Below are 24480 nucleotides of genomic sequence, written 5' to 3'. Positions count from 1 at the left end.
GCTCGGCGACCGGCGCCGCCGGCCGAGGCGGGTTCCCGGCACCGGCCTCCCTCACCGGCCGCCGGCAGCTGCCCGCGCTCGTGCCCACCCCGGCGGACGACCTCGTACTCGACGCCGCCTGCCACGTACGGGCCGCGCGGGCGCTGGACGACCTGGCCTGGTCGCTCGCCGAGAGCCGGCCCTTCGCCGAGCTGGCCCTGGCCGCGGGGACCTGGCCGCACGGATCGGAGCCGGCCCTGCTGTTCGGCTGTCTCCTGCACCTGGCCGACCGGATGGAGGGCGCGCAGTTCTGGTTCCAGTACGCGGCCGGAGCCGGATCGCGGACCGCCGCGAGCCTCCTGCACCTCCACCACCTGGCACGCGCCGAGGTGGACACCGCCCGGCACTGGAAGGCGCTGGCCGAGGCGCTGCCCCCGGACGAGGGACTGCCGCACCTGCCGGAGGTCCCGGGGAACCTCGAGGAGACCCTCGGCGCCTCGGTCATCTGGACCTCGCCGCCGATCAGCACGCAGGACCTGACCGCCCTCACGGCGGTGAGAGGGCACGGCGGGCGGCCCCCCTACCGGCTGCCCGCCCGGCTGCGGAGAGCCGTGACGGCCCTGAGCTGGAACGACGACCAGGACCAGGGGGAGGTGTTCCTCCTCGGACCGCACGTGGCGGTGGCCGTCGCCCAGCACGCACGGCTGAACCTCCTGCACCTGACGGACGAGGCGAACGCCTGGGCACTCGAAGCGCTCCGGCAGCCGCAGCCGGAACACGCCGGACGCGGAGCCTGCGAAGGGCGGCCGGCTCCGGTCGCGATGGAGGCCGTCCACCGGGCGCTGCGCGTCCTGGAGATCGTCAACCGGTACTCCGGCGGGGTGAGTCTCGCCCAGATCGCCCGCGAGACGCGTCTGCCGCAGCTGGTGCTGGCCCGGGTCATGGAGCAGCTCGTACGGGCGAACCTGGCGGCCGCGGCCGCCCCCGGCGCGTACATCGCGGGCCGGGCGCTCTTACTGACCGAGGCGGCGTCAGGCGACGGCCGCGGACACCTGCAGGAGACCCTCGCCTGGGTCCGGGACGCGGTCGGCGCCGCCGTCTACGTGGCCCGCTACACCGACGGCGAGGTGTGCATCACCCAGTACGCCGACGGTCCGGCCACCCCGCTCGTGGACGAGTGGGTCGACTTCCGGGCAGCCGCCCACGCCTCGGCGGTCGGCAAGGCCCTGCTGGCACAGCTCGGTTCCGAGGGCCGCAAGGACCACCTGTCCCGGCACCGGGCGGCGCGGTTCACGGCCCACACCATCACCCGGCAGGACGAGCTCTTCCGCCAGCTCGACGGCCGCCGGCCCGGCTCCCCCCTGCTGGACCTCCAGGAGTACGCCGTGGGCACGGTCTGCGCGGCCGTCCCCATCACCTCGGGCCCCAACGCCGAATGCCTGGCCCTGTCCATCCCGGCCCCGGACCCGACCCGCCTCGTGCAGGCCGCCAGGATCCTGCAGAGCGAGGCCGCGGCGGTGCTGCTCTCACTGATCGTGGCCGGCACCGGCCCGGGCGCCTCCCGCACGGCCACCGAGCGGGAGGAGGTGGCGGGAGAGCCGGGCAGCATCCTCATCACGGCCACCTAGGGGGTGTTCGCGCCCCGGGGCGGTCCTCCCGCGCACCGCCCCGGGCGTCACCCGACCGCGCGCTCCCGCTGGCACGAGGGCCCGGCGGGCGGCTTGCTGGAGGAATGACACAGGCACCGGGGCGGACCCGGCAACAAGCCCTGAGCACACCCAAGGCCGCGGGGCTGGCGGGGGTGGTCTTCGCCGTCCTGCTCGCGACGGCGATGGTGCTCGCCCGGATCGCCCTGCCCGAAGGGGGCGGCGGCGAAGACCTGAAGGTCGCCCAGGGCGAGCGGGGGGCGCTGCAGACGGCGACCGAGCTGGTCCCGTTCGCGGGCATCGCCTTCCTGTGGTTCATGGGCGCGCTGCGCGAGCACACCGGCGAGGCCGAGGACCGGTTCATCGCGACCGTGTTCCTGGGCAGCGGACTGGTCTTCGTCGCCTGCCTCTTCGGCGCCGTCGCCGCCGCCGGGACCGTCCTCGACGCCGAGGACCCCACCGGCTTCGGCCGCCATTTCGCGTACACGCTGCTCACCACGTACGGGATGCGGATGGCCGCCGTCTTCGTCCTCGCGACGTCGACGCTCGGCCGCAAACTGAGGGTCCTGCCCAGACCCCTGGTCGCGATCGGGACCGTGACCGGTCTGCTCCTGCTGGTGGTGGGCTCCAGCGTGCCGTACTGCGAGCTCGTCTTCCCGGCCTGGGCGCTGCTCATCAGCCTGTACATCCTGCGCACCGCACGCCGCTCCGCCTGATCACCTCCGGGCCGCGCCGCGTCACCTCCACCCCGCCGTCACCCCGATGGCCTTGCCGGACGGGCCGTCCCGCTCTCCCGGCCGCACGCTGGCCGGGAAGCCGGAGGGGCCAACGAAAGGACTGGACCTTGCTGAGGCTTGTCGTCGATCTCAACCGGTGCCAGGGATACGCGCAGTGCGCGTTCCTCGCACCCGACGTCTTCGCGATGCACGGAGACGAAGGCCTGCTCTACGACCCGCAGGCGCAGGACGCCCACCGTGAGCGCATGGCCCAGGCGGTCGCCGCCTGCCCCGTGCAGGCGATCCTCGTGGACGAGCTGGACATGGCCGCGACCGCGCCCGGCGCCCCGGGTGCCGCCGGGGAGGAGGCATCCGATGGCTGACACCGCCCTGGACGAGCTCAAAGCGAACGGCCGGATCGTCGTCGTGGGCGCCTCGCTCGCCGGGCTGCGCGGCGCCGAGACCATGCGCGAGAAGGGCTTCAAGGGCTCGCTGACCATGATCGGCGACGAGCCCCACGAGCCGTACGACCGCCCGCCCCTGTCCAAGCAGGCGCTGCTGGGCATGGGGACGGCCGAGGGCACCGCGCTGCCCCGCCGCCGCGACATCGAAGCCGAATGGCGCCTCGGGGTGGCGGCCAGCGGCCTCGACATGGCGGCCCGGCGGGTCAAACTCGCCGACGGGGACGAGGTCCCGTACGACCGGCTGCTGATCGCCACCGGTGTCCGGGCCCGGCCCTGGCCGAACCAGGCCGAGGGCGAACTCGACGGCGTGTTCGTGCTCCGGACCCGCGACGACGGAGTGGCCCTGGCCCGGCGGCTCGACGCCGGCCCGCGCCGGGTCCTGGTCATCGGCGCCGGGTTCACCGGCTCCGAGATCGCCTCCGCCTGCCGCGAGCGCGGCATCGAGGTCACCGTCGCCGAGCGTGCCGACGCGCCCCTGGTCGGAGCCCTCGGCGGGGTCATCGGCGCGGTCGCCGCCGAACTCCACCGGGAGAACGGCGTCGACCTGCGCACCGGAATCATGGTCACGGCCCTGGAGGGTGACTCCACCGGACGGGTCCGCGCCGCGCACTTCTCCGACGGCACGTCGCTGGAGTGCGACGTCGTGGTCGTCTCGCTCGGAGCCCAGCGCAACACCGACTGGCTGACCGGCTCCGGACTCGGCGCGGGCCCCCGCGGCATCGCCTGCGACGCCGGCTGCCGGGCCTTCGACATCCGCGGCATCGTCACCGACGACATCTTCGTGGCGGGCGACGTCGCCCGCTCCCCGCACCCGCTGTTCGGCTACCAGTTCCTGTCCCTGGAGCACTGGGGCAACGCCGTCTCGCAGGCGGAGACCGCGGCCCACAACATGCTCAGCGAGAGCACCGAGCGCCGCCCGCACATCTGGGTGCCGGCCTTCTGGTCCTCCCAGTTCGGGGTGAGCATCAAATCGGTCGGAGTGCCCTCGATGGGCACCGAGATCATGATCACCCAGGGCTCGCGCGCCGAGCGCCGCTTCACCGGCGTCTACGGCTACCAGGGCCGCGTCATCGGGGCGGTCACCTTCGACAACTCGCGCTGGCTGCAGTTCTACCAGCAGCAGATCGAGGCCACCGCGCCCTTCCCGCCCCCGTTCCCCACGGTCGACCGGCGCACCGAGGGACAAAAGCCCCTCCCCGCGGACTTCCCGGACCCCTCCGTGCCCACGCACGGGCCCACCGTCACCCTCAGCGGATACTCGCCGGCCGACCGGCGCCTCACGTTCACCCCCGCCGGGCACTGACCCGCCCGCCCTCCGGAGGACCCGGCATGAAGCAAGGCATCCTGAGCGACATCCTCGACTACTCGAACCGCGCGAACCCGTACCCGCTGTACGCGGAGCTGCGCAAGACCCCGGTCTTCCACGACGGGGACGGCCCGTACGTCATCAGCACGTACCACCACATCCAGAGCCTGCTGCACGACCCGCGGCTCAGCTCCGACGCGCGCAACCTGGCCGCCACTGCCGGGGACCCGCTGGCCGGGGCGGAGGAGGAGGGAGCCTCGGCCCTGCCGCCGAGCTTCCTCAAGCTGGACCCCCCGGAGCACGACCGGCTGCGCCGGATGACCAACCGCCCCTTCGGGCCGCCGCACTCCCCGCACCGCGTCGACGACATGCGCGGATTCCTGCAGACCACCGTGACCGGACTCATCGACAACCTCGGCGACCCGGAACGGATCGACCTGGTCGACCAGTTCGCCTACCCGTTCCCCGTCACGATGATCTGCCGGCTGCTCGGCGTACCGCGTGAGGACGAGGCCCGCTTCCACGTCTGGGCCGACACCCTGGCCGCGAGCCTGGACCCCGACCCGGGCGCGGACCCGAAGGAACGGGAGAAGACGACCCACGACGCCCGGATGGAACTCGGCATGTACCTGGCCGGGCTCATCGAGGAGCGCCGCAAGAACCCCGGCGAGGACATGCTCTCCCAACTGGCTGTCGGACACGGCCAGGACGAGACCATGAGCACGATGGAACTGCTCAGCACCGCGGCCCTGCTGCTCATCGCGGGCCACGAGACGACGGTCAACCTCATCACCAACGGGATGCTGACCCTGCTGCGCAACCCGGACGTCCTGCGGCAACTGCGGGAGACGCCCGGCCTCGCCGTGCCGCTGGTGGAGGAACTGCTGCGGTTCGAGCCCCCGGTGCAGCTGCTGCCGCAGCGCACCCCGCTGGTGGACATCGAGGTCGGCGGGGTCACGATCCCCAAGGGTTCGTCGATGTGGCTGGTCCTCGCCGCCGGCAACCGGGACCCGGACCGCTTCGAGGACCCGGACCGCTTCGACCCCTACCGCAAGGACGTCCAGCACCTCGGCCTCGGCAGCGGCATCCACAGCTGCTTCGGAGCCCCGCTGGCCCGGCTGGAGGCGCAGCTCGCGCTGACCGAGCTGGCCCGCCGCCTGGAGAACCCGCGCCTGGTCGAGGACCCGCCGCCCTACCGGCAGAACGCGGTCCTGCGCGGTCCGCGCCACCTGCGGATCACGTGCGACGGGGTCCGTCCGTCCTGAGGCGGGGCAGCCGGCGCCCGGCCCCGGGAGGCCGGAGCGCCGGTGCCGACCGCCCGCCCGTGCGCGGTCGCCCGTGCGCGGTCGCCCGGTCGGCACCGGAGGCTTCTAGGAGAGCTTGCCGTCGTAGTCCGGCAGCTTGAAGGTGCGCTCCGCGTGGCCGCCGACGAGGTCGCTGTTGTTGTTGCCGATGTTGGCGATGATCGTGTAGCCGCGGCCCTCGATTTCGGCGCGCTTCCCCGTCTTGTACGCGCTGACCTCGTCGAAGAGGTCGGGCAGGTCCCGGACGTACAGGCCCGTGACGGGGTAGCCGACCGCCTTGAGGTTGTGCTCGGTGAGGGACTGGATGATCCCCGGGCGGGCGGTGACGAAGAAGACGGCCACACCGTGGTCGTCGGCGTACCGGGTCAGGTCGCGGACCTCGGAGATCGCCGGGGTCGGGAAGGTCCAGAACCAGTGGAAGTCCGTCTCCAGCGAGGAGTTGTCGATGTCCAGGACGATCGCCGGCTTCTCGCCGGCGGGCGACCGGCCGATGCGCTGCTCGACGTACGGGCGTGCCGTGGCCATGACGGCGGCCACGTCGCGCTTCCACGTGCCGTAGTCGACCCCGCGGATCAGCGCGTTCCCGCCGGGCGCGGAGGCGGTGGCAGAGGCCGGGGCGGCCGCCGGGGCGGGGACCGGAGCGGACGCGGCCCGGGCGGCGGTGGGGGCCAGCATCAGGACGACGGTGGCCGCGGCCGTGCCGGTGGCGGTGCCGAGCAGGCGGACGCGGGCGCGGGTGCTGCGCATGTGGGGGCGCTCCTCAGTGGCTGGATTGACATGTACGGATCCAGAATCCGTAAGATCGAACCCCCTGTCTACTGGTCGGTAGTTAAATTCAGGTGGCCGTCCAACCACCATCGAGGGGGAGCGAGGTTCCGGTGAGGTAGCCGGTGTGGGGGCCGCACAGCCACACCGCGGCCGCCGCGACCTCCTCCGGCTCGATCAGCCGCTTGATCGCGGACCGGGTGAGCAGCACCTCGGACAGGACGTCGGCGGGGCCGATGCCGTGTGCGGCGGCCTGCTGCCCGATCTGCGCCTCGACCAGGGGCGTCCGCACGTAGCCGGGACTGATGCAGTTGCTCGTCACCCCGTACGGGGCGCTCTCGACCGCGGTCACCTTGTTCAGCCCCTCCAGCCCGTGCTTGGCCGCCACGTACGCGGACTTGTACGCGCTGGCCCGCAGCCCGTGGGCGCTGGAGATGTTGACCACCCGCCCCCAGCCGGCCGCGTACATGTGCGGCAGCACGTGCCGCAGCAGCAGGAACGGCGCGGTGACCATCACCTGCTGGATCAGGGCGAACCGCTCGGCCGGGAACTCCGTGATGGGGGCGACGTGTTGCAGGCCCGCGCTGTTGACCAGGATGTCCACCGCCCTCGGCAGCCGCTCGATGGCGGCCGGGTCGGCGAGGTCGACGACGTGCGCCCGCCCGCCGACGAGTGCGGCGACGGACCTGGCCGACTCCTCGGCGATGTCGGCCACGTGCACGGTGGCGCCCGCCTCGGCCAGGGCGATGGCGCAGGCCCGGCCGATGCCGCTGCCGCCGCCGGTCACCAGCGCGACGCGCTCCTGCAGGAAAGGAACTTGGCTCGTCATGGCTGAACCCTAGGGAGGGCGGACGGGCGCGCCCATGGCCCCGCGCACCACACTCGGGAGCCGGGGTGTGGTGCGCGGAGCCATGCGCGATGCCGGGCGGCGGAGCCGGCGCGGTGGCGTGGTGCCGGGTCGGCGTCAGCGCTTGTGCGCGGTGAGGAAGTCGAGCAGGGTGCTGCTCGCGTCCAGCGCGGTGCTGACGGGGCCGAAGCCCGCGGGCGGGGGCATGGTCGAGCCGGGCCAGGTGTGGCCGGCCCCGTGCATGACGAGCAGCCGCACCTCCGCCCCCGCGGGGCCGGCCGGCCAGGTGACGCGGTCGTAGCCGGGCTTGCCCTCCTCGGCGGGTCCGCCGGCCCCGCCCGCGGCGGCGAACGCCTCCGCACTGGCCCGCGCGGACACGGTCGCGGTGATGGGCTCCTCCCCGGGGGCGGCCGGTCCGGGGGTGGGCAGGCCGGCCAGGGGCCGTACGGGGTCCTCGGCCCCGTAGACGATCAAGACGGGCACCGGGCCGGTGGGCTTCACGGCGGCGGCGCCGGTGGGGAGTTCACCGGAGACCGAAGCCGCGCCCGCGACCAGGTCCGGGCGCTGCGCGGCCATCCGCAGGGCCATGGAGCCGCCGTTGGAGAACCCGGCGACGTAGACCCGGTGCGGATCGGCCCGGCCGGTGCGCACGAGTTCGGCGATCAGCGCCTCGGCGAACCGGACATCCGCGTCCGGATCCGGGCGCTGCGCGGTGGCGGCGGTGCCGGCGCCCCAGCCCTTGCCCAGCGCCTCCGGGTACACGAGGAGCATGCCGCGGGCCTCGGCGGCCTTGTCCAGGGCGCTCTGCCTGCGCAGTTGTTCGGCGTCGGCTCCGCGCCCGTGGAAGGCGACGAGGAGCGGCCGCGGTCCGCCGCCCTCCGCGGCCGGGCGGTGCATCAGGTACTCCCGGGTGCCGCCGCCCACGGTCAGCCGCTCCCGGCTGTCGACGCCGGGGGCGGCGGAGGCGCTCGTGCTCACGGCGGGCCCGGCCGCGGCGGGCGGCTTTGAGGCCGTCGAGCAGCCGGTGAGCGCGGCGGCGGTCAGCGAGAGGCCGAGGGCCAGGGCGGCGGCGTACGGGGCGCGCCGGGCGGCCGTGCGGCGCGGGGACGGGGAGAAGCGGTTCGAGGACATGCCGTGAGCACAACACCGACGCCCACCCTCCGTCCAAGATCGATATGGATCTCGGATCGATCAAACTCGGATATCGTTGCCGGTCGTGGACCTGATCCGGCATCTGCAGTGCTTCGTCGCTGTTGCAGAAGAAAGACATTTCGGCCGTGCCGCCGAGCTGCTCGGCATGGCCCAGCCACCCCTGTCCCAGCGCATCCAGCGCCTGGAGCGCGAGCTCGGCGTCCGGCTCTTCGAACGCACCAGCCGCCAGGTGACGATCACCGCGGCCGGCACGATGCTGCTGGAGGACGCCCGCCTGCTGCTCGCCCGGGCGGACGCCCTCGCCGCCACCGCCCGCCGCATCCGCGACGGCGAGAGCGGACTCCTGCGCGCCGCCCTGCCGCCCGATCTCGCCGGCGAGGCGATCGCAGCGATCCTGGCCGCCTTCCGGCAGCACCACCCCGGTGTGGAGCTGGAGCTCCACGAACTGTCCACCGCCGAGCAGCTGGCCCGGTTCACCTCCCGCGAGCTCGACGTCGGGCTCGTCCGGCACCCCTGCGACATCGCGGGCCTGGAACTCGGGCCGGTCCTGCGCCGCGAACTCGGCGTGCTGCTGCCCCGCGAGGCCCCGGCCGCCTCCCTGGAGGAGGTGCCGCTCGCCGCCCTCACCGGATACGGCCTCGTCCTCTTCCCGCGCGCCGAGGCCCCCGCCCTGCACGACGACGTACTGAACACCTGCGCCCGCGGCGGCTACACCCCCGCCGCCGTCCGGCAGGGCAGCGGGCCCGGCTTCGTCCGCGTGCTCGTCCTCTCCGCGAACGCCGTGGCCTTCGCCCCCCGCGACAGCGGGCCGGCCGAGGCCCCGGGCCCGCACGCCGACATCGTGTGGCGCCCCCTCGCGGGCGCCCCCCTGGCCTGGCGCCACAGCGTCGCCTGGCCCCGGGGCCGCGGCGACGCCGCCGTCGGGGCCTTCGCCGAAGCGACCACGCGGACCCTGTGGAACACTGCGGCGGTGACCGCCGACGTACCCGCGCGGCCGCTCCACCTGCGCCCGGCAGCGGAGTACTGGCTGTGAACCACCCCCTGCGCCGCATCTGCGCAGCCTTCGCCGAAGCCGGCGTCAGCGGCCGGATGCACGCCGTGGACATCGATTCCGGTACGGAGATCGACGCCGGCGCGGACCACCCGGTCGTCACCGCCAGCGTGCACAAGCTCTGCCTGCTCGTCGCCCTCCACCAGCAGGCCGCGGACGGCCGCCTGGACCTGACCGAACAGGTCGAGTGCCCGCCGGACGACCGCACGGCCGGCCCCACCGGACTCGCCGCCATGCTGGACCCCGTACGCATGTCCCTGCGCGACGCCGCGTACCTGATGACGGCCGTCAGCGACAACGCCGCCGCGGACCTGCTCCTCGCGCGGATAGGCCTCGACGGCGTCAACGAGGCCACGGCCCGGCTCGGCCTGACCCGTACCCGCGCCGTCCACACCTTCCGCTCGCTCTTCGCCGGCGTCCGGGAGGACGCCGGCCCGGCCGGCGCCCCGGCCCTGGCCGACCCGCAGGTCCTCGCCCGGCTCCGCGCACTCGACCCGGCCCGCAGCAACCGCAGCACCCCCCGGGACATGACCCGGCTGCTCGCCGCCGTCTGGCGCGACGAGGCCTGCACCCCCGAACACGGGGCCGCCATCCGCCGCCTGCTCGGACTCCAGGTGTGGCCGCACCGGATGGCCGCCGGATTCCCCTTCGACGACGTCCACGTGGCCGGAAAGACCGGCAGCCTGCCGACCGTGCGCAACGAGGTCGGCGTCATCGAGTACCCCGACGGCGGCCGCTACGCCGTGGCCGTCTTCACCCGCGCCGCCAACCCCGCGGCCACCCTCCCCGCGGCCGACGCCGTGATCGGCACCACCGCCCGCATCGCCGTCGACGCCCTGCGCGCGAAGTAGCCCCGCGGGACCGGGGCGGCGTGCCCGCGTACTCCGCGGGGAGTACGCCCGATCGCCCCGCCCGGCGGACGACGACGGCGGGCCCGGGCGTCTAGCGTGGCCGCATGGCGGAGCGGCGGTGGGAGTACTGGGCGGAGCGCACCGGCGGCGGGCGGCTGCCGTGGCGGTCCTCGCTCCTCGTCGCCGTGTTCACGCAGGCGGCCACCGGGTGGGCGCAGCAGGTGCAGCCGGGCCGCGAGCCCATCGGCGTGCCCGGCCGGATCCTGCTGCTCCTCGGGCCCGCCCTGCTCCTGCTGCGCCACCGCTACCCGGTGCCCGTCCTCTACGGGGTCTGCGCCGTGACGCTCGGCTACCTCGCCGCCGGATTCCCGTACGGCCCCGTCTTCATCAGCGTCGCCCTGGCCTGCCTCGCCGCCGTCGTCTCCGGCCACCGCCATGCCGCCTGGGGCGCGGTGGGCGCCCTGTGGGCCGGCCACCTGCTCATCGCCCACTGGCTGTACCGCTGGCTGCCGCCGCCCGGCGACGGCCCCGCCCCCTGGGGGACGGAGGGCGGGATCACCGCCTGGGCGATCGCCGTCCTCGCCGCGTCCGAGGTGGTCCGCGTACGCCGGGAGCAGTGGGCCCGCGACCGGGCCGAGCGCAAGGCCGCCGAGCGGCGCCGGGTGGACGAGGAACGGCTGCGGATCGCGCGCGAGCTGCACGACGTACTGGCCCACAGCATCTCCGTCATCAACGTGCAGGCGGGCGTCGGCCTGGCCCTGCTCGACACGGACCCCGAACAGGCGCGTACGGCGCTCACCACCATCAAGGCGGCCAGCAAGGAGGCGCTCGGGGAGGTCCGGCAGGTGCTGAACACCCTGCGCGCCCCCGGCGAGGCCCCGCGCGCCCCCGCCCCCGGGCTCGACCGGCTCCCGGAACTGGTCGCGCAGGCGGCCGCGGCCGGGCTCACCGTCTCCGTGACGGGGCAGGCCCAGGCCCGGGGAGTGTCTCCGGCCACGGACCTCGCCGCGTTCCGGATCCTCCAGGAGGCGCTCACCAACGTGGTGCGCCACTCGGGCTCGCGGACCGCCCGGATCCGCATCAGCCGCCCGCTCGGCGCGCTGGAACTGCAGGTTGACGACGACGGACCCGCCACCGGCGACGACGCCGGCGGCAGCGGCAGCGGCCTGATCGGGATGCGCGAGCGGGCCGCCGCGCAGGGCGGCACCATCGAGGCCGGCCCCCGGCCGGACGGCGGCTTCCGGGTACTGGCCCGGATCCCGCTCGACACCGAGGAGGACTCGTGATCCGCGTACTGCTCGCCGACGACCAGGCGCTGGTACGGGCGGGCTTCCGCGCGCTGCTCGACGCGCAGCCGGACATCGAGGTGTCGGGCGAGGCCGCCGACGGGGCCGAAGCCGTGCGACTGGCGCGCGAACTGCGCCCGGACGTGGCCCTGATGGACATCCGGATGCCGGGGCTCGACGGCCTCGCCGCCACCCGCGCGATCACCTCGGACCCGGGGCTGGCCGCGGTGAAGGTGGTCATGCTCACCACCTTCGAGCTCGACGAGTACGTCTTCGAGGCCCTGCGTTCCGGCGCCTGCGGGTTCCTGGTCAAGGACACCGAACCGGAGGAGCTGCTGCGCGCCGTACGGGCGGTGGTCGCCGGCGACGCGCTGCTCTCACCCGGGGTGACGCGCCGGCTGATCGCGGAGTTCGCGGCCCGGTCCAAGGCCCCGGAGGCGGCGGCCGGGCTGGACCGGCTGACCGAGCGGGAACGCGAGGTGATGGCCCTGGTCGGCCTCGGCCTGTCGAACGAGGAGATCGCCCGCAGGCTGGTGGTCAGTCCGCTGACCGCCAAGACGCACGTCAGCCGGGCCATGATCAAGCTCGGTGCCCGGGACCGGGCCCAGCTGGTGGTCCTCGCCTACGAATCGGGGCTGGTCAGGCCCGGCTGGCTGGGCTGAGACCGCTCCTGCGGGCAGCTACTCCCGTGGCGGTACGCACGGTGCCGCCGGCCGTACGACGACCCGGGCACCCTCCCGGGGCGAGTCTCGGAAGCGACAAGGAAACCGCACCCCTTCCGAGGAGCTGAACCGAGATGAACACCCTTGCGTACGACGGGCCCGGCCCGTGGATCCTCTTCGCCCCGCTGATCTGGGCGTTCGTCGTCTTCGGCGTCGTCACCGCCCTGCGCCGCACGGTGTGGCGCGGCGGACGCGGCCCGCGCGGACCGTGGGCGATGCGGGGCTCGTACGGCGAGAACTCTCCGATCGCCATCCTGGGCCGCCGGTTCGCGACCGGCGAGATCGACGAGGACGAGTACTGGCGCCGGCTGTCCGTACTGGACGAGCAGTTCGGCCGGACGACCCTGGACGGCAAGGGCGGGGCGGGCTGACCCGGCACGGGAGGGCCGAGCCGGCCGGCCCCGGGCGCGAGGGGCGGGGCCGGCCCCGCCCGGCCGGACTTCCGATATTGAGCCCCGCACCCGGGCAGGGGGCCCGGAGGCGGGGTTACCGTCCCGCGATGGATTCGAACACGCAGACACTGGACACCCCGTCGCCCGGCCGCCGACTACTCCGCGCCGCCGCGACGGGCTCGGCGGCCGTCGGGTCCGTCCTCCCCCTCACCGCCGGCTTCCCGGCCTCGTCCGCCCCGGCCCCGGCGCCGCCCGCCGAGACGGAGGCCGCCGCGGGCCCGGTCTCCCCGCAGGAGGCGCTGCGCCGGCTGACCGCGGGCAACCGGCGCTGGCGGACGTACGCGCAGGAGCACCCGCACGAGTCGGCCTTCCTGAGGCTCCGTCTGACCAGGACCCAGCAGCCCTTCGCGGTCGTCCTCGGCTGCGTCGACTCCCGCGTGCCTCCCGAACTCGTCTTCGACCAGGGGCTCGGCGACCTCCTGACCGTGCGCTCGGCCGGCGAGGTGCTCGACGAGGCCGTCCTCGGCAGCGTCGCGTTCGGCGTACTGGAACTGGAGGTCCCGCTGGTGCTGGTGCTCGGCCACCAGTCCTGCGAGGCGGTCGGCGCCGCCGTCCACGCCGACGGGAGCGGTGAGCCGCTGCCCGCGCACCTCCGGTACCTGGCCGACCGGATCCGGCCCTCCGTCGACCACACCCGGCAGGGCGAGGCCCGGATCGACGCCACCATCGACGCGCACGCCCGGCGCACCCGCGACCTGCTCGCGGCCGAACCCGACTTCGCCCGGCGCATATCCGACGGCAGGCTGGCGATCGTCGCCGCCCGCTACGGGCTCCGCGACCCGAGGGTGCGCACCCTGGCATAGGCCGGGCCGCGGGACCGGGCTCCCCGGGGGCGCTGGAGCGCCGCCGTGCGCCCCTGTCGCGGACGGCCGGCCGCCCGCCACGCTGGAGCCCGGTACACCCACCAGGGCGGGGGTCGCGGTCGATGTCCACTTCGATGCAGAACCAGGGAAAACCGATCACCACGCACGACATGGTGGTGGTCCACCGGATGTTCCGGCGCGAGTTCGGGGAGGCGGCGGGCCGGGTGCGCGGAGTGCGCCACGGCAGCCGCGCCCAGGTCAGGCTGGTCGCGGACCGGCTGGAGCTGCTGCTGGACACCCTGCACGACCACCACGAGGGCGAGGACCGGCTGCTGTGGCCGAAGCTGGCCGAACGTCTCCCCGGACAGGGCGGGTTGTGGAAGCGGCTGCGGGGCCAGCACGCCGAGCTGTCGGCCCTGCTCGCACGGGCGAAGGACCTGCTCGGGGCGTGGGCGGCCGCCGGGGGAATCACCCACCGGGAGGAGCTGGCCGACACGTTCGACCGACTGGCCAAGGCCGCCGGGGACCACTTCGACCAGGAGGAGCGCGAGGCGCTGCCGCTCGTCCCGGGGGTGGTGTCACAGGCGGAGTGGGACGAGATCGGCGACGCGGCGAGCGCCGCCGTGCCCAAGAGCAGGCTGTTCACCGTCCTCGGGATGCTCCTCAAGGACGCGGACCCGGGCGAACAGATCCTGATCATGGGCCACCTGCCGCTGCCGCCCCGGGTGCTGTGGCACGCGGTGGGCGAGCGCAACTTCCGCCGCCTGGAACAGCGCCTGGAGGCGGCGGTGGGCCACGGCTAGGGGGTGTCTTGTCGATCGGGCCGGGTCAGGGAGCGGTGGTGGGTGCCGTGGATCGCAAGGCGGACGTGGGGGTCCCCCCGCCGAAGGCAGGGGGAGGAGGCGACGTGGTGTGTCGGCGAGCGAGGACAACGCGGCGAGGCGCGGTGCCCGCCGCCGCGAGCCCGGCGTGATCGACAAGACACCCCCTAGGTGGCCTCGCAGTCCCTGAGACCGGCGACCGCGAGCGCGCGCTCCGCGGGGTACGCGCCGGCGCCGGGGAAGGCGAGGACCGTCCGGAACTGCTGCCCCGCCTCGCGGACCCGGCCCGCGGCCGAGTAGGCGCGGCCCAGCCTGCTGCGGATCGCCATCTCCATACGGGTCTGGTGGGGCTCGTTCAGCGGGGACAGCGACTGGAGCCGGGAGAGGGCGTCGTGGTGGAGGGCCAGGGCCGCCTCCAGGTTTCCCGCCCCCATCTCCGCCGTGCCCAGCATGCTCAGCGTGATCGCGGTCAGGGGGATGTCGCCGGCCCGCTGGACGAGGAGCGCCGCCCGGCTCAGGAGCTCTTTGGCCTCGGTGAACTCGCCCAGGCCGAGGTGGACTTCGGCGGCGCAGCTCAGGACCCTGCTGATCATGGCGGGCCGCCCGTTCGCCTCGGCGTGGACGGCGGACTCGGCGAAGCAGCGGAGCGCCTCTCGGGTCCGCCCCCGCACGTGGTGGACGGTCCCGAGCACGCACAGGGCCATCGCCGCGATCCAGTCGTCCTCGAGCAGCCGGGCCAGGTCGACCCCCGCGGTGAGGGGGGCGATGGCCCGCTCGGGCCGGCCCGCGTTCAGCTCCGCCGTCCCGATCCCGCTCAGGGCCCGGGCCTCCTCGTGCCGGTCCCCGCCCTGGCGGCTCAGGCGCAGGGCTTCGGCGAAGGTTTCGCGCGCCTGTTCGGCCTCGCCCCGGTAGATGTCGATGATCCCCAGGCAGTTGCGCAGAGCGGGCACCATCCGCCGGTCGGTGGCCCGCTCCGCCTGGGGGAGGGCGGTCTCCAACGCCGTGCGCCCTTCGTGGTAGCGGCCCCGGCGGATGAAGTGGTCGGTCAGGGCCTCGGCGATCCAGCAGGCGTGGTCGGCCTCGCCGAGGCCCGCCGCATGGCCGACGACGTCGGCGAGTTCCGCGTCGGCGGCGTTCAGCCAGGCACTCGCGTCGGCCCGGTCCGCGAAGGCTCCCGTCCCCGCCGGCCCGGTGGGGAAGCCGCCGGAGCCCCAGTCGCTGGCGGTCCGGCCCGCGTCCACGTAGAGGCGGAGCACGGCGGTGCGCGCCGCCCCCGCTTCGGCCGGGGCTGCCTCCGCCAGCCGCCGGGCGTGGACCCGTACCAGGTCGTGCAGCCGGTAGCGGCCCGGCCGGGGCTGCTGCACCAGGCTCGTGTCGACCAGGCCCTCCAGGATCTGCCCGGCGTCGCGGGCCGGCAGGCCCAGCATGGCCGCCGGGGTGAGGGCGTCGAACTCGCTCGTCGGCGTCAGGCCCAGGGCGCGGAACGCCCGCTGCTGAGCGGGGGCGAGCTGGTCGTACGACAGCCGGAAGGCGGCCTCCAGGCTGCGGTCCCCCGCACGGAGCTCACCGAGCCGGTGATCGTCGTCCGCCATGCGGTCCACCAGGTGGGCGAGGGTCCAGACGGGGCGGGTCTGCAGCCGTGTCCCGGCGATGCGCAGCGCCAGCGGCAGCCCTCCGCACAGCCTTGCCAGCTCGCGCGCGGCCGTCTCCTCCCCGGCCGTGCGCTCCTCCCCGACGAGCTGCCCGAGCAGGGCCCGCGCCTCGCCCGTCTCCAGGGGCTCCAGCGTGATGCGCCGGTCGGCGTCCAAGCCTGCCAGCCTCTGGCGACTGGCCACGATCACCATGCTGCCCGGCCCGGCGGGGAGCAACGGCCGGATCTGCGCGCTCCCCACGGCGTCGTCCAGTACGAGGAGCAGCCTCAGCGATCCGGTCACCGCACGCCAGGCGGTGGTGAGTTCGTCGAGATCGGCCGGAACCTCGCTGTCGGCCGCGCCGATCGAGCGCAGCAGTCGCCGCAGCACCCGCTGTGGCGAGAGCTTCTGCCGTCCCGGGCTGTGGGCGCGCAGGTCGACGAAGAGGCACCCGTCGGGATAGTGGGCGCGCAGTTCCCGGGCCGCGCGGACGACGAGGGCGGTCTTGCCGATCCCGGCGATGCCGTCGACGGTCGCGACCCCCACGGAGCCGGGCGGGAAGGGAGCGGCCAGCAGCGCCCGTTCGCGCTCCCGCCCGACGAGGACACCGGTGACCCCCGGCAATTCGTTGACGGGGAGGCGGGGGCGGGGCGGTACGGGGGCGGCGGCCGGGCCGCCGGGGGAGTGGGCGGCGGGTCGGGCCGCCTCCGGGCCGAGGAGCAGCTCGTCGTCGCGGCGCAGCACCGCTTCGTACACCTGGCCCAGAGCGTCGCCGGGGCTGACCCCGAGCTCGTCGCGCAGCCGCTCGCGCATGCCCTGGTAGGCGTTCAGCGCTTCGGCCTGGCGCTCGTTGGCGTACAGGGCCCGCATGTGCAGGGCCAGGACCGCCTCGTCGTACGGCTCGGCGGCGGACAGCGCGGCCAGGCCGTCCAGGGCCTCGCCGGCCCGGCCCGACAGGACGAGGCACTCGAGCCGCTCCGACTCGAGCGCGCGCCGCCGGTCCGCCAGCCGCCGCCGCTCGGCCTGCGCGAGCGGCCCCGGCAGCCCCGCCAGGGGCTCTCCCCGGTACAGCGCGAGCGCCTCGGCGAATCCGGCCATCGCGCCGGCCAGGTCACCGGACTCCTTCGCGCGCCGCGCGTCCCGGAGCCGTCCCGCCATCTCGGCCACGTCGACACGGATCCGGTCCATGGCCATGCCGTACCGGCCCTGGCTGCTGCGGATCACCGAATCCTCGTACCCCGTGTCCTGCGGGTCGAGGGCCTTGCGCAGCGCGTAGACGTAGCTCGGCAGGACCCGGTGGCCGGATCCCGGCGGCGCCGCGCCCCACACCCCGTCGAGGAGGTCCTCGTGGCTGATGGTGCTGCCCGCCCGCAGGACCATCGCGGCCAGCACGGCCTGTCGCCGGACGGGTCCCAGGTCCAGCGGCGTCGTTCCTCGCCAGACCCGGACCGGACCGAGCAGCTCGATCCGGAGCCGCTGCGGAGATTCCCCGTCCACTCGCATCCTCGTTTCGCGCGCATCATCGAAATTTCATCGGCATTGCAGCGCCCCCGACCACGCTTGGCAAGGATCGTGGTGCGCGCGTGAAGGCGGAATGGCTTGAAATCGGGGGGCGTCATGACAGGTCCGGTCGCCGCGCGCCGCACCGCGGTTCCGGCATGGGGTGGCGGCCGGGACGTGACGAGGTACCTGTGCGCGGCCGCGTACCTGGAGCGCGCGTACGCGAGGTCCCTGGTCAAGGACGTGGCGGCCGAGCCGCACCTGGGTGTGGCCGCGGCCCCGGCGTGCGATCTGCCGGTCGTGCTCAGGCACGCGTACCGCGCGAACGCCCGCAGACACGGCCGGGACATCCTGCTCGCCTTCCTGCTGCTGTTCCTCCTCGTCTTCCAGCTGTGGGTGGGGATGCCCTGGATCGCCCTGCTGACGCTGTTCCTCGCCTGGGTGACGGTGTTCTCGTTCGAGCTCTCCACCAAGTACGGCCGGTCGATGCAGAGCCTGCGCCCGGACAGCTTCGACCCCGCGGCCGCTCCCGAGCCGATCAGCCTGGGCGTCGCCGTGCGCTTGCGCGAGATCGGCGAGTACGCAGAGGGGAACGTCACCACCTACAGCGGCTATTCGCCGTTCGCGGGGTACGGCTCCGAGCGCGACTCGTGGTCACTGGCCTTCGACGTCACCTCCCCGAGCCGGCCGGGGGCCGAGCCGCGGGACTTCGACGTCGTGGACCTCTACGCCCACGTCGCCGGACGGCTCGCCACGCTGGGCCTGCCCTGTCTGGAGATCGAGGAGCGGCTCTTCGTCGACGGCTCGGCGGTCCGGGAGGACAGGCGCTTCCTCTCCGATCCGCTCAGCCGGCCCGTCACCGCCATCACGCCCGGTGCCATGGACGCGCTCAAGCGCTCGCCCGAGGAGAAGGCCCGGCCCTACCTCGGGGTGCACTCCACGGGCTGGGGCGGCGAGCTGGTGACGTCCCTCTTCATCCGCTTCGTCCGCTCGGACTCGAGTCTCGTCGTCGAGGCGTCCCCGACCGTGCTCTTCCCCCTGCGCGACGGCTACCGGGTCGTCGACACCCTCATGCCCAGCCCGCCCCTGTTCGAGGTGCTCGGACTCGCGGCGGGAACCCTGGTCCCCACCGTGTTCGAGCTGCTGGCCTCGCCCTGGCGCGCGATCGCGGGATTCGCGCCCGATTTCTGGATGTACTTCCGGGTCCGGGGCCAGGACAAGCTGATCACACAGCTGCGGCGCTTCGACTACGGGGCCCGGCAGGCGGTGCGCCGCAACGTCGCCGACCGGAGCCACCAGCGCTACTTCCAGGAAGCGGACAGCGGCATGGTCCTCAAGGCCATCGAGAAGAGGGTGCTGAACGCGATCGTCGAGTTCGCGGAGGCCCACGGAATCCATACGGACGAGCTGGTGCAGCGCCAGGAACTGATCATCAATCACGGGATCATCGCGAGCCACGGAGCGAGCGTCCACGCCAGTTCCGTCGCCTCGGGTGAGAACTCGGGCATCTCGTCGAAGATCCTCGGCAAACTGCCGCGCGTGAAATTGGACTGACCGGGATGAGGGGCAGGAAGACGAATGCGGAACAACGACGGGATCATCGCCACCGGCGGCTCGAATGTCGTCTCCTCCGCGGTGGCGAGCGGCAGGAACGCACAGGTCGAGATCCGCAGCAGTGGTCCGACACACGTCGGAGACGGACGGCAGCGATCGCCCGGGGAGATCCGGGACCTGGTCTCCCTGCTGATAGAGGCGCTCGGCCGCTCCGATCACCCCGACCGCGCCGATCTGATCGAGACGGCGCAGGACGCGCGTGAGGAGCTCGCCCGCGAGAACCCGCGGATGGGAAAGCTGAGGATGCTCGCCAGGGCGCTCCTGAGCGCCGTGGCGGGGTTCACCGCCCTGGTCTCCCTCGCGGAGCCGATCGAAGAGGCCATCCGCGGTCTGTGAGCGAGGGGGGTTCGAAGGAGATGACCATGCCGCCCTCCCGGCCCGCCGGGCCCGGCTACGTCCGCGTGGGCCCCACGGTGCTTCCCCGGTGGCTGCCGTGGCTGGTGGCCGTTCTCGTGGCCGTCGGCGGGGGGACCGCGGGAGTCCTCATCGCCGTCGCTCCCGAGCCTGCGGGGCGGACGGCCGACGCGGCCACGAGCGGTCTGGCGCCGGGAGCGGACGGCGGTTCCGCCACGCCGTCTGCCGTCGTCCCGCCCTCCACCCCCGGTGCGGCCCGGCCCACCCCGGCCGTCACCCCGTCCGTGGCGTACACCCCTCCCGTCCAGCCTCCGCCGGAGGCGAGCCCGCCCCGTCCGGACGATCCGGGCGACGTGGTGGAGGAGTACTACCAGGACCTCGTGAACCGGGACTTCGAGGCCGCCTGGGAACTCGGCGGCAGGAACATCGCCCACACCTCCTACGCGAAGTGGGTGGCGGGCTACGACACGACGGCGAGCATCTCGCTCGGGTCGGCGGACGCGGTGGACGCCGGCCGGGTCCGCGTCCTGATCCGTGCGGTCCAGACGGACGGCACGCCGAGGGTGTACGAGGGCACGTACACCGTGTCCGGCGGGGTCATCGTCGGTGCGGAGGTCACCGAGCGGTGATCCCGGCCTGACTGCGGTACACCCGCAGGTCCGAGACCTCGTACGACATCTCCGAGAGGGAGTGGTCGGGAGCCGGGTGGTAGCGGCCGGCGCACACGGAGAGGTTCACGATGAGGTACGCCCGCCAGCGCCGGCCCACCCCGCTGTGATCGGCGTACGCGCGGGCGCCGTTGATCCACCAGACGACCGAGCTCGTACCGAACTTGACCTTGAGGTCGACCCATGCGCCGGGGCGGATGGCCGGGTCGTGGTAGTAGTGCGAGCCCCCGCCCCGGACGTGGTTGGAGAGTTCGAGCAGGTCCGGGTTGTCCGGGTGGTACTCGAAGACGTCGACCTCCTGGCCGCCGTCCCGCCAGGTCCAGATCGCGGGCCAGGCGCCGACTGCCTCCGGCAGCCGGACCCGGGCCTCCAGTACGTCCTCCGCGCGCAGCAGGAAGCCCTCTTCGCTTCCTTCGGTGGTCAGCAGGCCGGAGTCCCAGTCGCCGTCGTGCCGCCGGGTGGCGCGGAAGGTCCCGCCGCGGCTGTAGGAGGGGTCGTCGACCAGGTGGTCCAGCTTGTTGTCGCCCGGATTGACCGGGCCGTTGTCCGGGAAGGCCGAGGTCCGGCCGGCGACCCAGCGGGAGGTCGAGCCGAAGTCGGCGGAGAAGACGAGGGTGGTGCGGGCGCGCCTGAACGGGGCGAGGAGTTGCGAGATCACGCCGCAGGTCTGCCCAGGGCGCGCCGTCCGTATTCCGGTGATCTTTGGTGAAATGCGGACGGGACGGGTGCTTTGGGGCACTTCGCCGTCAGGGGCGCCGCCCGCGCGCCCCGCGGCGCGCGCCGGTCAGGAGCCGGACTGCTGAAGGCGCTCCGCCTGCTCGGCGTGCTTCTCCTTGATGCGGACCGCTTCCTTGCGGACCTCGGCCTGGGTGGCCCGCTCCTTCTGGAGCCACTCCGGGTTCTCCTGCTTCAGCGTGTCGATCTGCTCCGTGGTGAGGGCCTCGGTGACCCCGCCGCGCGCGAGGCCGGCGATCGAGACGCCGAGCTTGGAAGCGACCACGGGCCGGGGGTGCGGGCCGTTGCGTCGCAGTTCCTGCAGCCACTGGGGCGGCTCGGCCTGCAGCGCGTTCAGCTCGCTGCGGGTCACGACACCCTCCTGGAACTCAGCGGGGGTGGCTTCGAGGTACACACCCAGCTTCTTCGCCGCGGTGGCGGGCTTCATGGTCTGGGTGGTCTTGTGCGACGTCATGGGGTCAAGGGTATCGAGCGTGTGCGCTACTTCTGACCACGGCCGGTAACCTGGCCGGGTGACAGGCTCGGAAGCATCTCCCACGGCATCTCCCTCGGCGTCCGCGTCGTTCCGGCTCGCGTACGTCCCCGGAGTGACGCCCGGCAAGTGGGTGCGGATCTGGAACGAGCGCCTGGCGGACGTCCCGCTGACCCTCCTGCAGGTGTCCGCCGCCGAAGCCCCCGGCGCCCTGCGGGGCGGCGAGGCCGACGCCGCCTTCGTACGGCTGCCCATCGACCGTACGGGCCTGGCCGCGATCCCCCTCTACACCGAGACCACGGTCGTCGTGGTCCCCAAGGACCACCTCGTGGCGGCCGTGGAAGAGGTCTCCACCGGGGACCTCGCGGACGAGATCGTGCTGCATCCGCTGGACGACACCCTGGACTGGGAGGACCTGCCCGGCAAGCCCGCGTTCGAACGCCCCGCGACCACCGCGGACGCGATCGAGCTGGTGGCGGCCGGGATCGGCGTCCTCCTCGTCCCGCAGTCCCTGGCCCGCCTGCACCACCGCAAGGACCTCACGTACCGGACGGTGACGGACGCGCCCCAGTCCCGGGTCGCCCTGTCGTTCCTCGAGCTCGACGGCGAACCCACCGACCTGGTCGAGGAGTTCATCGGGATCGTGCGCGGCCGGACGGTCAACAGCACCCGCGGCCGCGGAGGCCCGACCCCGCCGCAGCCGAAGCAGCGGGGGCGCTCCGACGCGGCGGGCACCGGGCGCAAGCCCGCGGCCGGGAAGACGGGCGCCAAGAACCCGCGCGGCGGCTCGGGCGCGCCGAAGGGCGCGGCGAAGGGCGGCGCCAAGGGCGGCAAGAGCAGCAAGGCCGGAAAGCCGCGCCGACGGCCGTAGCGCTCCGGGCCCGCGCCCGTACGGTCACGCTCGGTGACCCGGCGGAGGGTCTCTAGTCGCCGATCCTGACCAGGGCGAGCGTGATGTTGTCCGGGCCGCCCGCCTCGACGGCGGCCCTCCACAGCTCGAAGGCCGCCTTGCCGTCGTCGTGCACCCGCAGCAGCTCGTCGAGCCGCCCGGGCGGCACCGGGTCGGTCAGTCCGTCCGAGCAGACCAGGTAGCGGGCTCCGGCCGGCAGCGGCTGCGTGGAGACGTGCGGGGTGATCCCGCCGTACCGGCGGGCACCGCCGAGCGCCTGGGTCAGCAGGGACGTGGTGCGCTGCCCCGGCTCCAGCGGCGGATTGTCGTCGACGCTCACCTGCCGGAGCTCCTGCCCCGTGGCGTCGAGCACCCGGCTGTCACCGACGTTGAACGAGATCAGCGAGTCCTCCAGCACGACCGCACCCGCCACGGTCGTGCCCATGGTGGCCAGTTCCGGATCGCTGTCACCCGCCGCGAACACCGCCCGGTTGCACAGGTCGAGCGCCTCGCGGACGGACTCCTCGCCCTCCAGGGAGGGCCCGAGCACCGCCAGCTGCCGCACCACCAGCGCACTGGCCACCTCACCGGCCGGCTGTCCGCCGATCCCGTCGGCGACCGCGACGACCAGCGGCGCACCGAGCGGGAACACGAACGTCTGCGGGTTGCGGGTCACACCGGCGCACAGCGTCCACGGACCGACGACGAGGCTGTCCTCGTTGTGGTCGCGTACCAGCCCGGCATGGCTCAGGGCGCTCACGGCTACGTACGGCATCGCACCCCCATTGTCCCGCCGCGCGCCCTCCCGCGCCCCGCTCATCCGGACTCCCCGCCCCCGCCCAGCGCCCGACGCTCCACGAGCCGGGTGACGTCCTTGGCGGTGACGATCCCCACCAGCCGGTCCGCGTCCACCACCAGCAGCGGCAGCCCGACACCCGGCCTCAGCGCGTCCAGGGCCTCGCCCAGCAGATCACCGGGGGCCGCCACCGCGCACCGCTCCAGCGGGGTCGCCGCGTCCCGTACGCGCAGCGCGTCCCGCTGAGCGTCCGGGATCCGGGCCAGCCCGCGTACGCGCACCACCCCGCTCGGGCGGCCGTCGAAATCGAGCAGCGGCAGGGCGGAATGCCGGGATGCGACGGCGACCTCCTCGATGAACCGCCGCACGCTCAGCCAGTCGGCGCCGGCCGCCACCGGGCTCGACATGGCCTCGGCCACGCGCACGCCCCGCAGCCCCGTCTGCAGGACGGCCCGCTGGCGCTCCGCGCCCGCGACGAACGTGATGAAGAGGCCGATGACGACGAGCCACAGCCCGCCCGAGGACCCGCGCAGGAAGGAGACCCAGCCCAGCGCCGCCAGCAGTACGCCCATGACCTGCCCGCTGCGCGAGGCCGCCCGGTCCGCCCGGTCCCGGTCGCCCGTGCGCCACCACAGCAGCGCCTGGAGCACCCGTCCGCCGTCGAGCGGCGAGGCCGGCAGCAGGTTGAACACGCCGAGGAAGAGGTTCGCCCAGCCCAGCCAGACCAGGACGGCGGCGGGCACCGCCCAGCCGAGCAGGGAGTCCACCGCGATCCCCGCGCCGACCGCGGCGCCGCCGATGACCAGGCTGGTCAGCGGACCGCTCACCGCCACGGCGAAGGCGGCCCCGGCGCTCTGCGGCCGGCCCATCCGGGTCATCCCGCCCAGCGCCCACAGGGTGACGTCCTCGACGGAGATCTTGCTGCGGCGGGCCGTCGCGGCGTGCGCGGTCTCGTGCAGGAGCAGGCTGGCCATCAGCAGCAGGGCCCCCACCACGCTGGCGAGGGTGTACACGGCGTTCGATCGCCCGGGAGTCCACACGGGGAGGGTCTGGCGCCCGAGCCCGTACGCGAACAGCACCACGAGCAGCGGCACGCTCCAGTGCATCCGCAGCGGCACGCCGACGACACGTCCGATGGGGACCGAGCCGTTCATCTTCGTCTCCTGCCGGCGCGGCAGTGGGTCTCACCCCATTGTCGCTCCGGCACGGCGGACCCGTGCCGGAGCCGCGGGTGGCGCGGGGATCAGTCCTCCGTCGCGGCCGGAGCGGACAGGACCTCGTCGAGCTCCCAGGCGTGCCGCTTGAACTCGCGCAGGAAGTCGCCGTGGTCCTCCCACTGGCGGGCGATGCCGCGCAGCACGTCCCAGTGGTGCTCCACCGACTGGTCGATGACCCGGCGCAGCGCCGGCTCGGCCGTGGCCCGCTTCTCGACGAGCCCCTTGACCGCCGAGGCCTCCAGCACGGCGTTGCGCAGCGCGCGCAGGGCCCGCGAGGTGTCGTCCATCGCGAAACCGCGCTCGCTGCCGGTGGCCTCGTCGAACAGCGGGGTCAGCCGCGCCTCGATGAATGCGGTGATCCGCTCGAAGTGCTGCACGTCCATCGGGGGCTCCATCTCGTCTGCTTCCGGGCGCCGCGGCTGCCCGCGGCGCGGATCAA

25 protein-coding genes are annotated in these 24480 nt (G+C 74.1%); 16 read left to right on the top strand and 9 right to left on the bottom strand.

What is annotated here, in order from left to right:
• The first annotated feature begins 800 nt into the window (after window positions 1–800).
• From ACFY1T_RS23510 to ACFY1T_RS23490, 5 genes are all read left to right on the top strand, one after another.
• Window positions 801–1607 carry an IclR family transcriptional regulator C-terminal domain-containing protein gene (locus ACFY1T_RS23510; RefSeq protein WP_390789940.1) on the top strand — a complete coding sequence of 269 codons (807 nt, stop codon included), beginning with the start codon at window positions 801–803 and terminating at the stop codon, window positions 1605–1607.
• 104 nt (window positions 1608–1711) lie between these two features.
• Window positions 1712–2341 (top strand): hypothetical protein, encoded by a 630-nt coding sequence (locus ACFY1T_RS23505; RefSeq protein WP_390789896.1) that lies wholly within the window; start codon window positions 1712–1714, stop codon window positions 2339–2341.
• Between the two features lie 131 nt (window positions 2342–2472).
• Entirely contained in the window at window positions 2473–2724 is a 252-nt protein-coding gene (locus tag ACFY1T_RS23500; protein ID WP_390789939.1) for a ferredoxin, read from the top strand.
• Window positions 2717–4108 (top strand): NAD(P)/FAD-dependent oxidoreductase, encoded by a 1392-nt coding sequence (locus tag ACFY1T_RS23495; protein ID WP_390789895.1) that lies wholly within the window; start codon window positions 2717–2719, stop codon window positions 4106–4108. Before ACFY1T_RS23500 ends, ACFY1T_RS23495 begins: the two co-directional genes overlap by 8 nt.
• 26 nt (window positions 4109–4134) lie before the next feature.
• Window positions 4135–5376, top strand: coding sequence for a cytochrome P450 (locus ACFY1T_RS23490; RefSeq protein WP_390789894.1), 1242 nt, complete (start codon window positions 4135–4137; stop codon window positions 5374–5376).
• Window positions 5377–5481: 105 nt separating this feature from the next.
• Here ACFY1T_RS23490 and ACFY1T_RS23485 read toward each other — a convergent pair whose 3' ends face one another.
• The 3 genes from ACFY1T_RS23485 to ACFY1T_RS23475 form a co-directional block, all read right to left on the bottom strand.
• A complete protein-coding gene (locus ACFY1T_RS23485; RefSeq protein WP_390789893.1) occupies window positions 5482–6162 on the bottom strand; it encodes an HAD family acid phosphatase in 681 nt (226 codons plus the stop codon).
• An 88-nt stretch (window positions 6163–6250) separates the two neighbouring features.
• Window positions 6251–7009 carry a 3-hydroxybutyrate dehydrogenase gene (locus ACFY1T_RS23480; protein ID WP_390789892.1) on the bottom strand — a complete coding sequence of 253 codons (759 nt, stop codon included), beginning with the start codon at window positions 7007–7009 and terminating at the stop codon, window positions 6251–6253.
• Between the two features lie 135 nt (window positions 7010–7144).
• Window positions 7145–8158: an alpha/beta hydrolase family esterase gene (locus tag ACFY1T_RS23475; protein WP_390789891.1), complete on the bottom strand. Its 1014-nt coding sequence runs from the start codon at window positions 8156–8158 to the stop codon at window positions 7145–7147.
• 85 nt (window positions 8159–8243) lie between these two features.
• On the opposite strand from ACFY1T_RS23475, the gene ACFY1T_RS23470 reads away from it, so the two are divergent.
• The 7 genes from ACFY1T_RS23470 (at window position 8244) to ACFY1T_RS23440 (ending at window position 14147) form a co-directional block, all read left to right on the top strand.
• Window positions 8244–9212, top strand: a complete 969-nt coding sequence (locus ACFY1T_RS23470) for a LysR family transcriptional regulator (RefSeq protein WP_390789890.1) — start codon at window positions 8244–8246, stop codon at window positions 9210–9212.
• 56 nt (window positions 9213–9268) lie between these two features.
• On the top strand, window positions 9269–10081 hold the full coding sequence (locus ACFY1T_RS23465) for a serine hydrolase (RefSeq protein ID WP_390789938.1): 813 nt from the start codon (window positions 9269–9271) through the stop codon (window positions 10079–10081).
• A 104-nt stretch (window positions 10082–10185) separates the two neighbouring features.
• Complete coding sequence (locus ACFY1T_RS23460; protein WP_390789889.1) at window positions 10186–11367, top strand: sensor histidine kinase; 1182 nt, start codon at window positions 10186–10188, stop codon at window positions 11365–11367.
• Window positions 11364–12029 (top strand): response regulator, encoded by a 666-nt coding sequence (locus ACFY1T_RS23455; protein ID WP_390789888.1) that lies wholly within the window; start codon window positions 11364–11366, stop codon window positions 12027–12029. The genes ACFY1T_RS23460 and ACFY1T_RS23455 overlap by 4 nt, the downstream gene beginning before the upstream one ends.
• A 134-nt stretch (window positions 12030–12163) precedes the next feature.
• On the top strand, window positions 12164–12460 hold the full coding sequence (locus ACFY1T_RS23450) for an SHOCT domain-containing protein (RefSeq protein ID WP_390789887.1): 297 nt from the start codon (window positions 12164–12166) through the stop codon (window positions 12458–12460).
• 128 nt (window positions 12461–12588) lie between these two features.
• Complete coding sequence (locus tag ACFY1T_RS23445; RefSeq protein ID WP_390789886.1) at window positions 12589–13344, top strand: carbonic anhydrase; 756 nt, start codon at window positions 12589–12591, stop codon at window positions 13342–13344.
• Window positions 13345–13466: 122 nt separating this feature from the next.
• Complete coding sequence (locus tag ACFY1T_RS23440) at window positions 13467–14147, top strand: hemerythrin domain-containing protein (RefSeq protein WP_390789885.1); 681 nt, start codon at window positions 13467–13469, stop codon at window positions 14145–14147.
• 185 nt (window positions 14148–14332) lie between these two features.
• On the opposite strand, the gene ACFY1T_RS23435 is transcribed toward ACFY1T_RS23440, so the two are convergent.
• A complete protein-coding gene (locus ACFY1T_RS23435) occupies window positions 14333–17293 on the bottom strand; it encodes a BTAD domain-containing putative transcriptional regulator (protein WP_390789884.1) in 2961 nt (986 codons plus the stop codon).
• A 180-nt stretch (window positions 17294–17473) separates the two neighbouring features.
• On the opposite strand from ACFY1T_RS23435, the gene ACFY1T_RS23430 reads away from it, so the two are divergent.
• Genes ACFY1T_RS23430 through ACFY1T_RS23420 form a run of 3 tightly spaced genes read left to right on the top strand, consistent with a single transcriptional unit; the run spans window position 17474 to window position 19893 of the window.
• Window positions 17474–18850 carry a zinc ribbon domain-containing protein gene (locus tag ACFY1T_RS23430; protein WP_390789883.1) on the top strand — a complete coding sequence of 459 codons (1377 nt, stop codon included), beginning with the start codon at window positions 17474–17476 and terminating at the stop codon, window positions 18848–18850.
• Window positions 18851–18874: 24 nt separating this feature from the next.
• Window positions 18875–19246 carry a hypothetical protein gene (locus ACFY1T_RS23425; RefSeq protein ID WP_390789882.1) on the top strand — a complete coding sequence of 124 codons (372 nt, stop codon included), beginning with the start codon at window positions 18875–18877 and terminating at the stop codon, window positions 19244–19246.
• A gap of 26 nt (window positions 19247–19272) precedes the next feature.
• On the top strand, window positions 19273–19893 hold the full coding sequence (locus tag ACFY1T_RS23420; RefSeq protein ID WP_390789881.1) for a hypothetical protein: 621 nt from the start codon (window positions 19273–19275) through the stop codon (window positions 19891–19893).
• On the opposite strand, the gene ACFY1T_RS23415 is transcribed toward ACFY1T_RS23420, so the two are convergent.
• Window positions 19880–20590 carry a beta-glucanase gene (locus tag ACFY1T_RS23415; protein ID WP_390789880.1) on the bottom strand — a complete coding sequence of 237 codons (711 nt, stop codon included), beginning with the start codon at window positions 20588–20590 and terminating at the stop codon, window positions 19880–19882. The two genes, ACFY1T_RS23420 and ACFY1T_RS23415, sit on opposite strands and share 14 nt — an antisense overlap.
• Before the next feature lie 126 nt (window positions 20591–20716).
• Entirely contained in the window at window positions 20717–21121 is a 405-nt protein-coding gene (locus ACFY1T_RS23410) for a DUF5997 family protein (RefSeq protein WP_390789879.1), read from the bottom strand.
• Window positions 21122–21179: 58 nt separating this feature from the next.
• Here ACFY1T_RS23410 and ACFY1T_RS23405 point away from each other — a divergent pair, with 58 nt between their 5' ends.
• Window positions 21180–22010 carry a LysR family substrate-binding domain-containing protein gene (locus ACFY1T_RS23405; protein WP_390789878.1) on the top strand — a complete coding sequence of 277 codons (831 nt, stop codon included), beginning with the start codon at window positions 21180–21182 and terminating at the stop codon, window positions 22008–22010.
• A gap of 52 nt (window positions 22011–22062) precedes the next feature.
• Here ACFY1T_RS23405 and ACFY1T_RS23400 read toward each other — a convergent pair whose 3' ends face one another.
• The 3 genes from ACFY1T_RS23400 to ACFY1T_RS23390 all read right to left on the bottom strand — a co-directional run bounded on the left by ACFY1T_RS23400 (window position 22063) and on the right by ACFY1T_RS23390 (window position 24424).
• Entirely contained in the window at window positions 22063–22803 is a 741-nt protein-coding gene (locus tag ACFY1T_RS23400; protein WP_390789877.1) for a PP2C family protein-serine/threonine phosphatase, read from the bottom strand.
• Between the two features lie 41 nt (window positions 22804–22844).
• On the bottom strand, window positions 22845–23978 hold the full coding sequence (locus ACFY1T_RS23395; protein WP_390789876.1) for a site-2 protease family protein: 1134 nt from the start codon (window positions 23976–23978) through the stop codon (window positions 22845–22847).
• 89 nt (window positions 23979–24067) lie between these two features.
• On the bottom strand, window positions 24068–24424 hold the full coding sequence (locus ACFY1T_RS23390; RefSeq protein WP_390789875.1) for a hypothetical protein: 357 nt from the start codon (window positions 24422–24424) through the stop codon (window positions 24068–24070).
• Window positions 24425–24480: the final 56 nt, after the last annotated feature.

The organism is Streptomyces sp. NPDC001194 (assembly GCF_042896985.1).
In the GTDB taxonomy this organism is placed as follows: Bacteria; Actinomycetota; Actinomycetes; order Streptomycetales; family Streptomycetaceae; genus Streptomyces.
This window is presented reverse-complemented; position numbering and strand designations above follow the sequence as displayed.

Coding starts and splice junctions, on each gene's coding strand:
- ACFY1T_RS23420 (WP_390789881.1), top strand. CDS start 19,273: ATGCCGCCCTCCCGGCCCGCCGGGCCCGGCTACGTCCGCGTGGGCCCC.
- ACFY1T_RS23445 (WP_390789886.1), top strand. CDS start 12,589: ATGGATTCGAACACGCAGACACTGGACACCCCGTCGCCCGGCCGCCGA.
- ACFY1T_RS23400 (WP_390789877.1), bottom strand. CDS start 22,803: ATGCCGTACGTAGCCGTGAGCGCCCTGAGCCATGCCGGGCTGGTACGC.
- ACFY1T_RS23410 (WP_390789879.1), bottom strand. CDS start 21,121: ATGACGTCGCACAAGACCACCCAGACCATGAAGCCCGCCACCGCGGCG.
- ACFY1T_RS23425 (WP_390789882.1), top strand. CDS start 18,875: ATGCGGAACAACGACGGGATCATCGCCACCGGCGGCTCGAATGTCGTC.
- ACFY1T_RS23450 (WP_390789887.1), top strand. CDS start 12,164: ATGAACACCCTTGCGTACGACGGGCCCGGCCCGTGGATCCTCTTCGCC.
- ACFY1T_RS23395 (WP_390789876.1), bottom strand. CDS start 23,978: ATGAACGGCTCGGTCCCCATCGGACGTGTCGTCGGCGTGCCGCTGCGG.
- ACFY1T_RS23505 (WP_390789896.1), top strand. CDS start 1,712: ATGACACAGGCACCGGGGCGGACCCGGCAACAAGCCCTGAGCACACCC.
- ACFY1T_RS23510 (WP_390789940.1), top strand. CDS start 801: ATGGAGGCCGTCCACCGGGCGCTGCGCGTCCTGGAGATCGTCAACCGG.
- ACFY1T_RS23495 (WP_390789895.1), top strand. CDS start 2,717: ATGGCTGACACCGCCCTGGACGAGCTCAAAGCGAACGGCCGGATCGTC.
- ACFY1T_RS23460 (WP_390789889.1), top strand. CDS start 10,186: ATGGCGGAGCGGCGGTGGGAGTACTGGGCGGAGCGCACCGGCGGCGGG.
- ACFY1T_RS23465 (WP_390789938.1), top strand. CDS start 9,269: ATGCACGCCGTGGACATCGATTCCGGTACGGAGATCGACGCCGGCGCG.
- ACFY1T_RS23490 (WP_390789894.1), top strand. CDS start 4,135: ATGAAGCAAGGCATCCTGAGCGACATCCTCGACTACTCGAACCGCGCG.
- ACFY1T_RS23390 (WP_390789875.1), bottom strand. CDS start 24,424: ATGGACGTGCAGCACTTCGAGCGGATCACCGCATTCATCGAGGCGCGG.
- ACFY1T_RS23480 (WP_390789892.1), bottom strand. CDS start 7,009: ATGACGAGCCAAGTTCCTTTCCTGCAGGAGCGCGTCGCGCTGGTGACC.
- ACFY1T_RS23440 (WP_390789885.1), top strand. CDS start 13,467: ATGTCCACTTCGATGCAGAACCAGGGAAAACCGATCACCACGCACGAC.
- ACFY1T_RS23485 (WP_390789893.1), bottom strand. CDS start 6,162: ATGCGCAGCACCCGCGCCCGCGTCCGCCTGCTCGGCACCGCCACCGGC.
- ACFY1T_RS23475 (WP_390789891.1), bottom strand. CDS start 8,158: ATGTCCTCGAACCGCTTCTCCCCGTCCCCGCGCCGCACGGCCGCCCGG.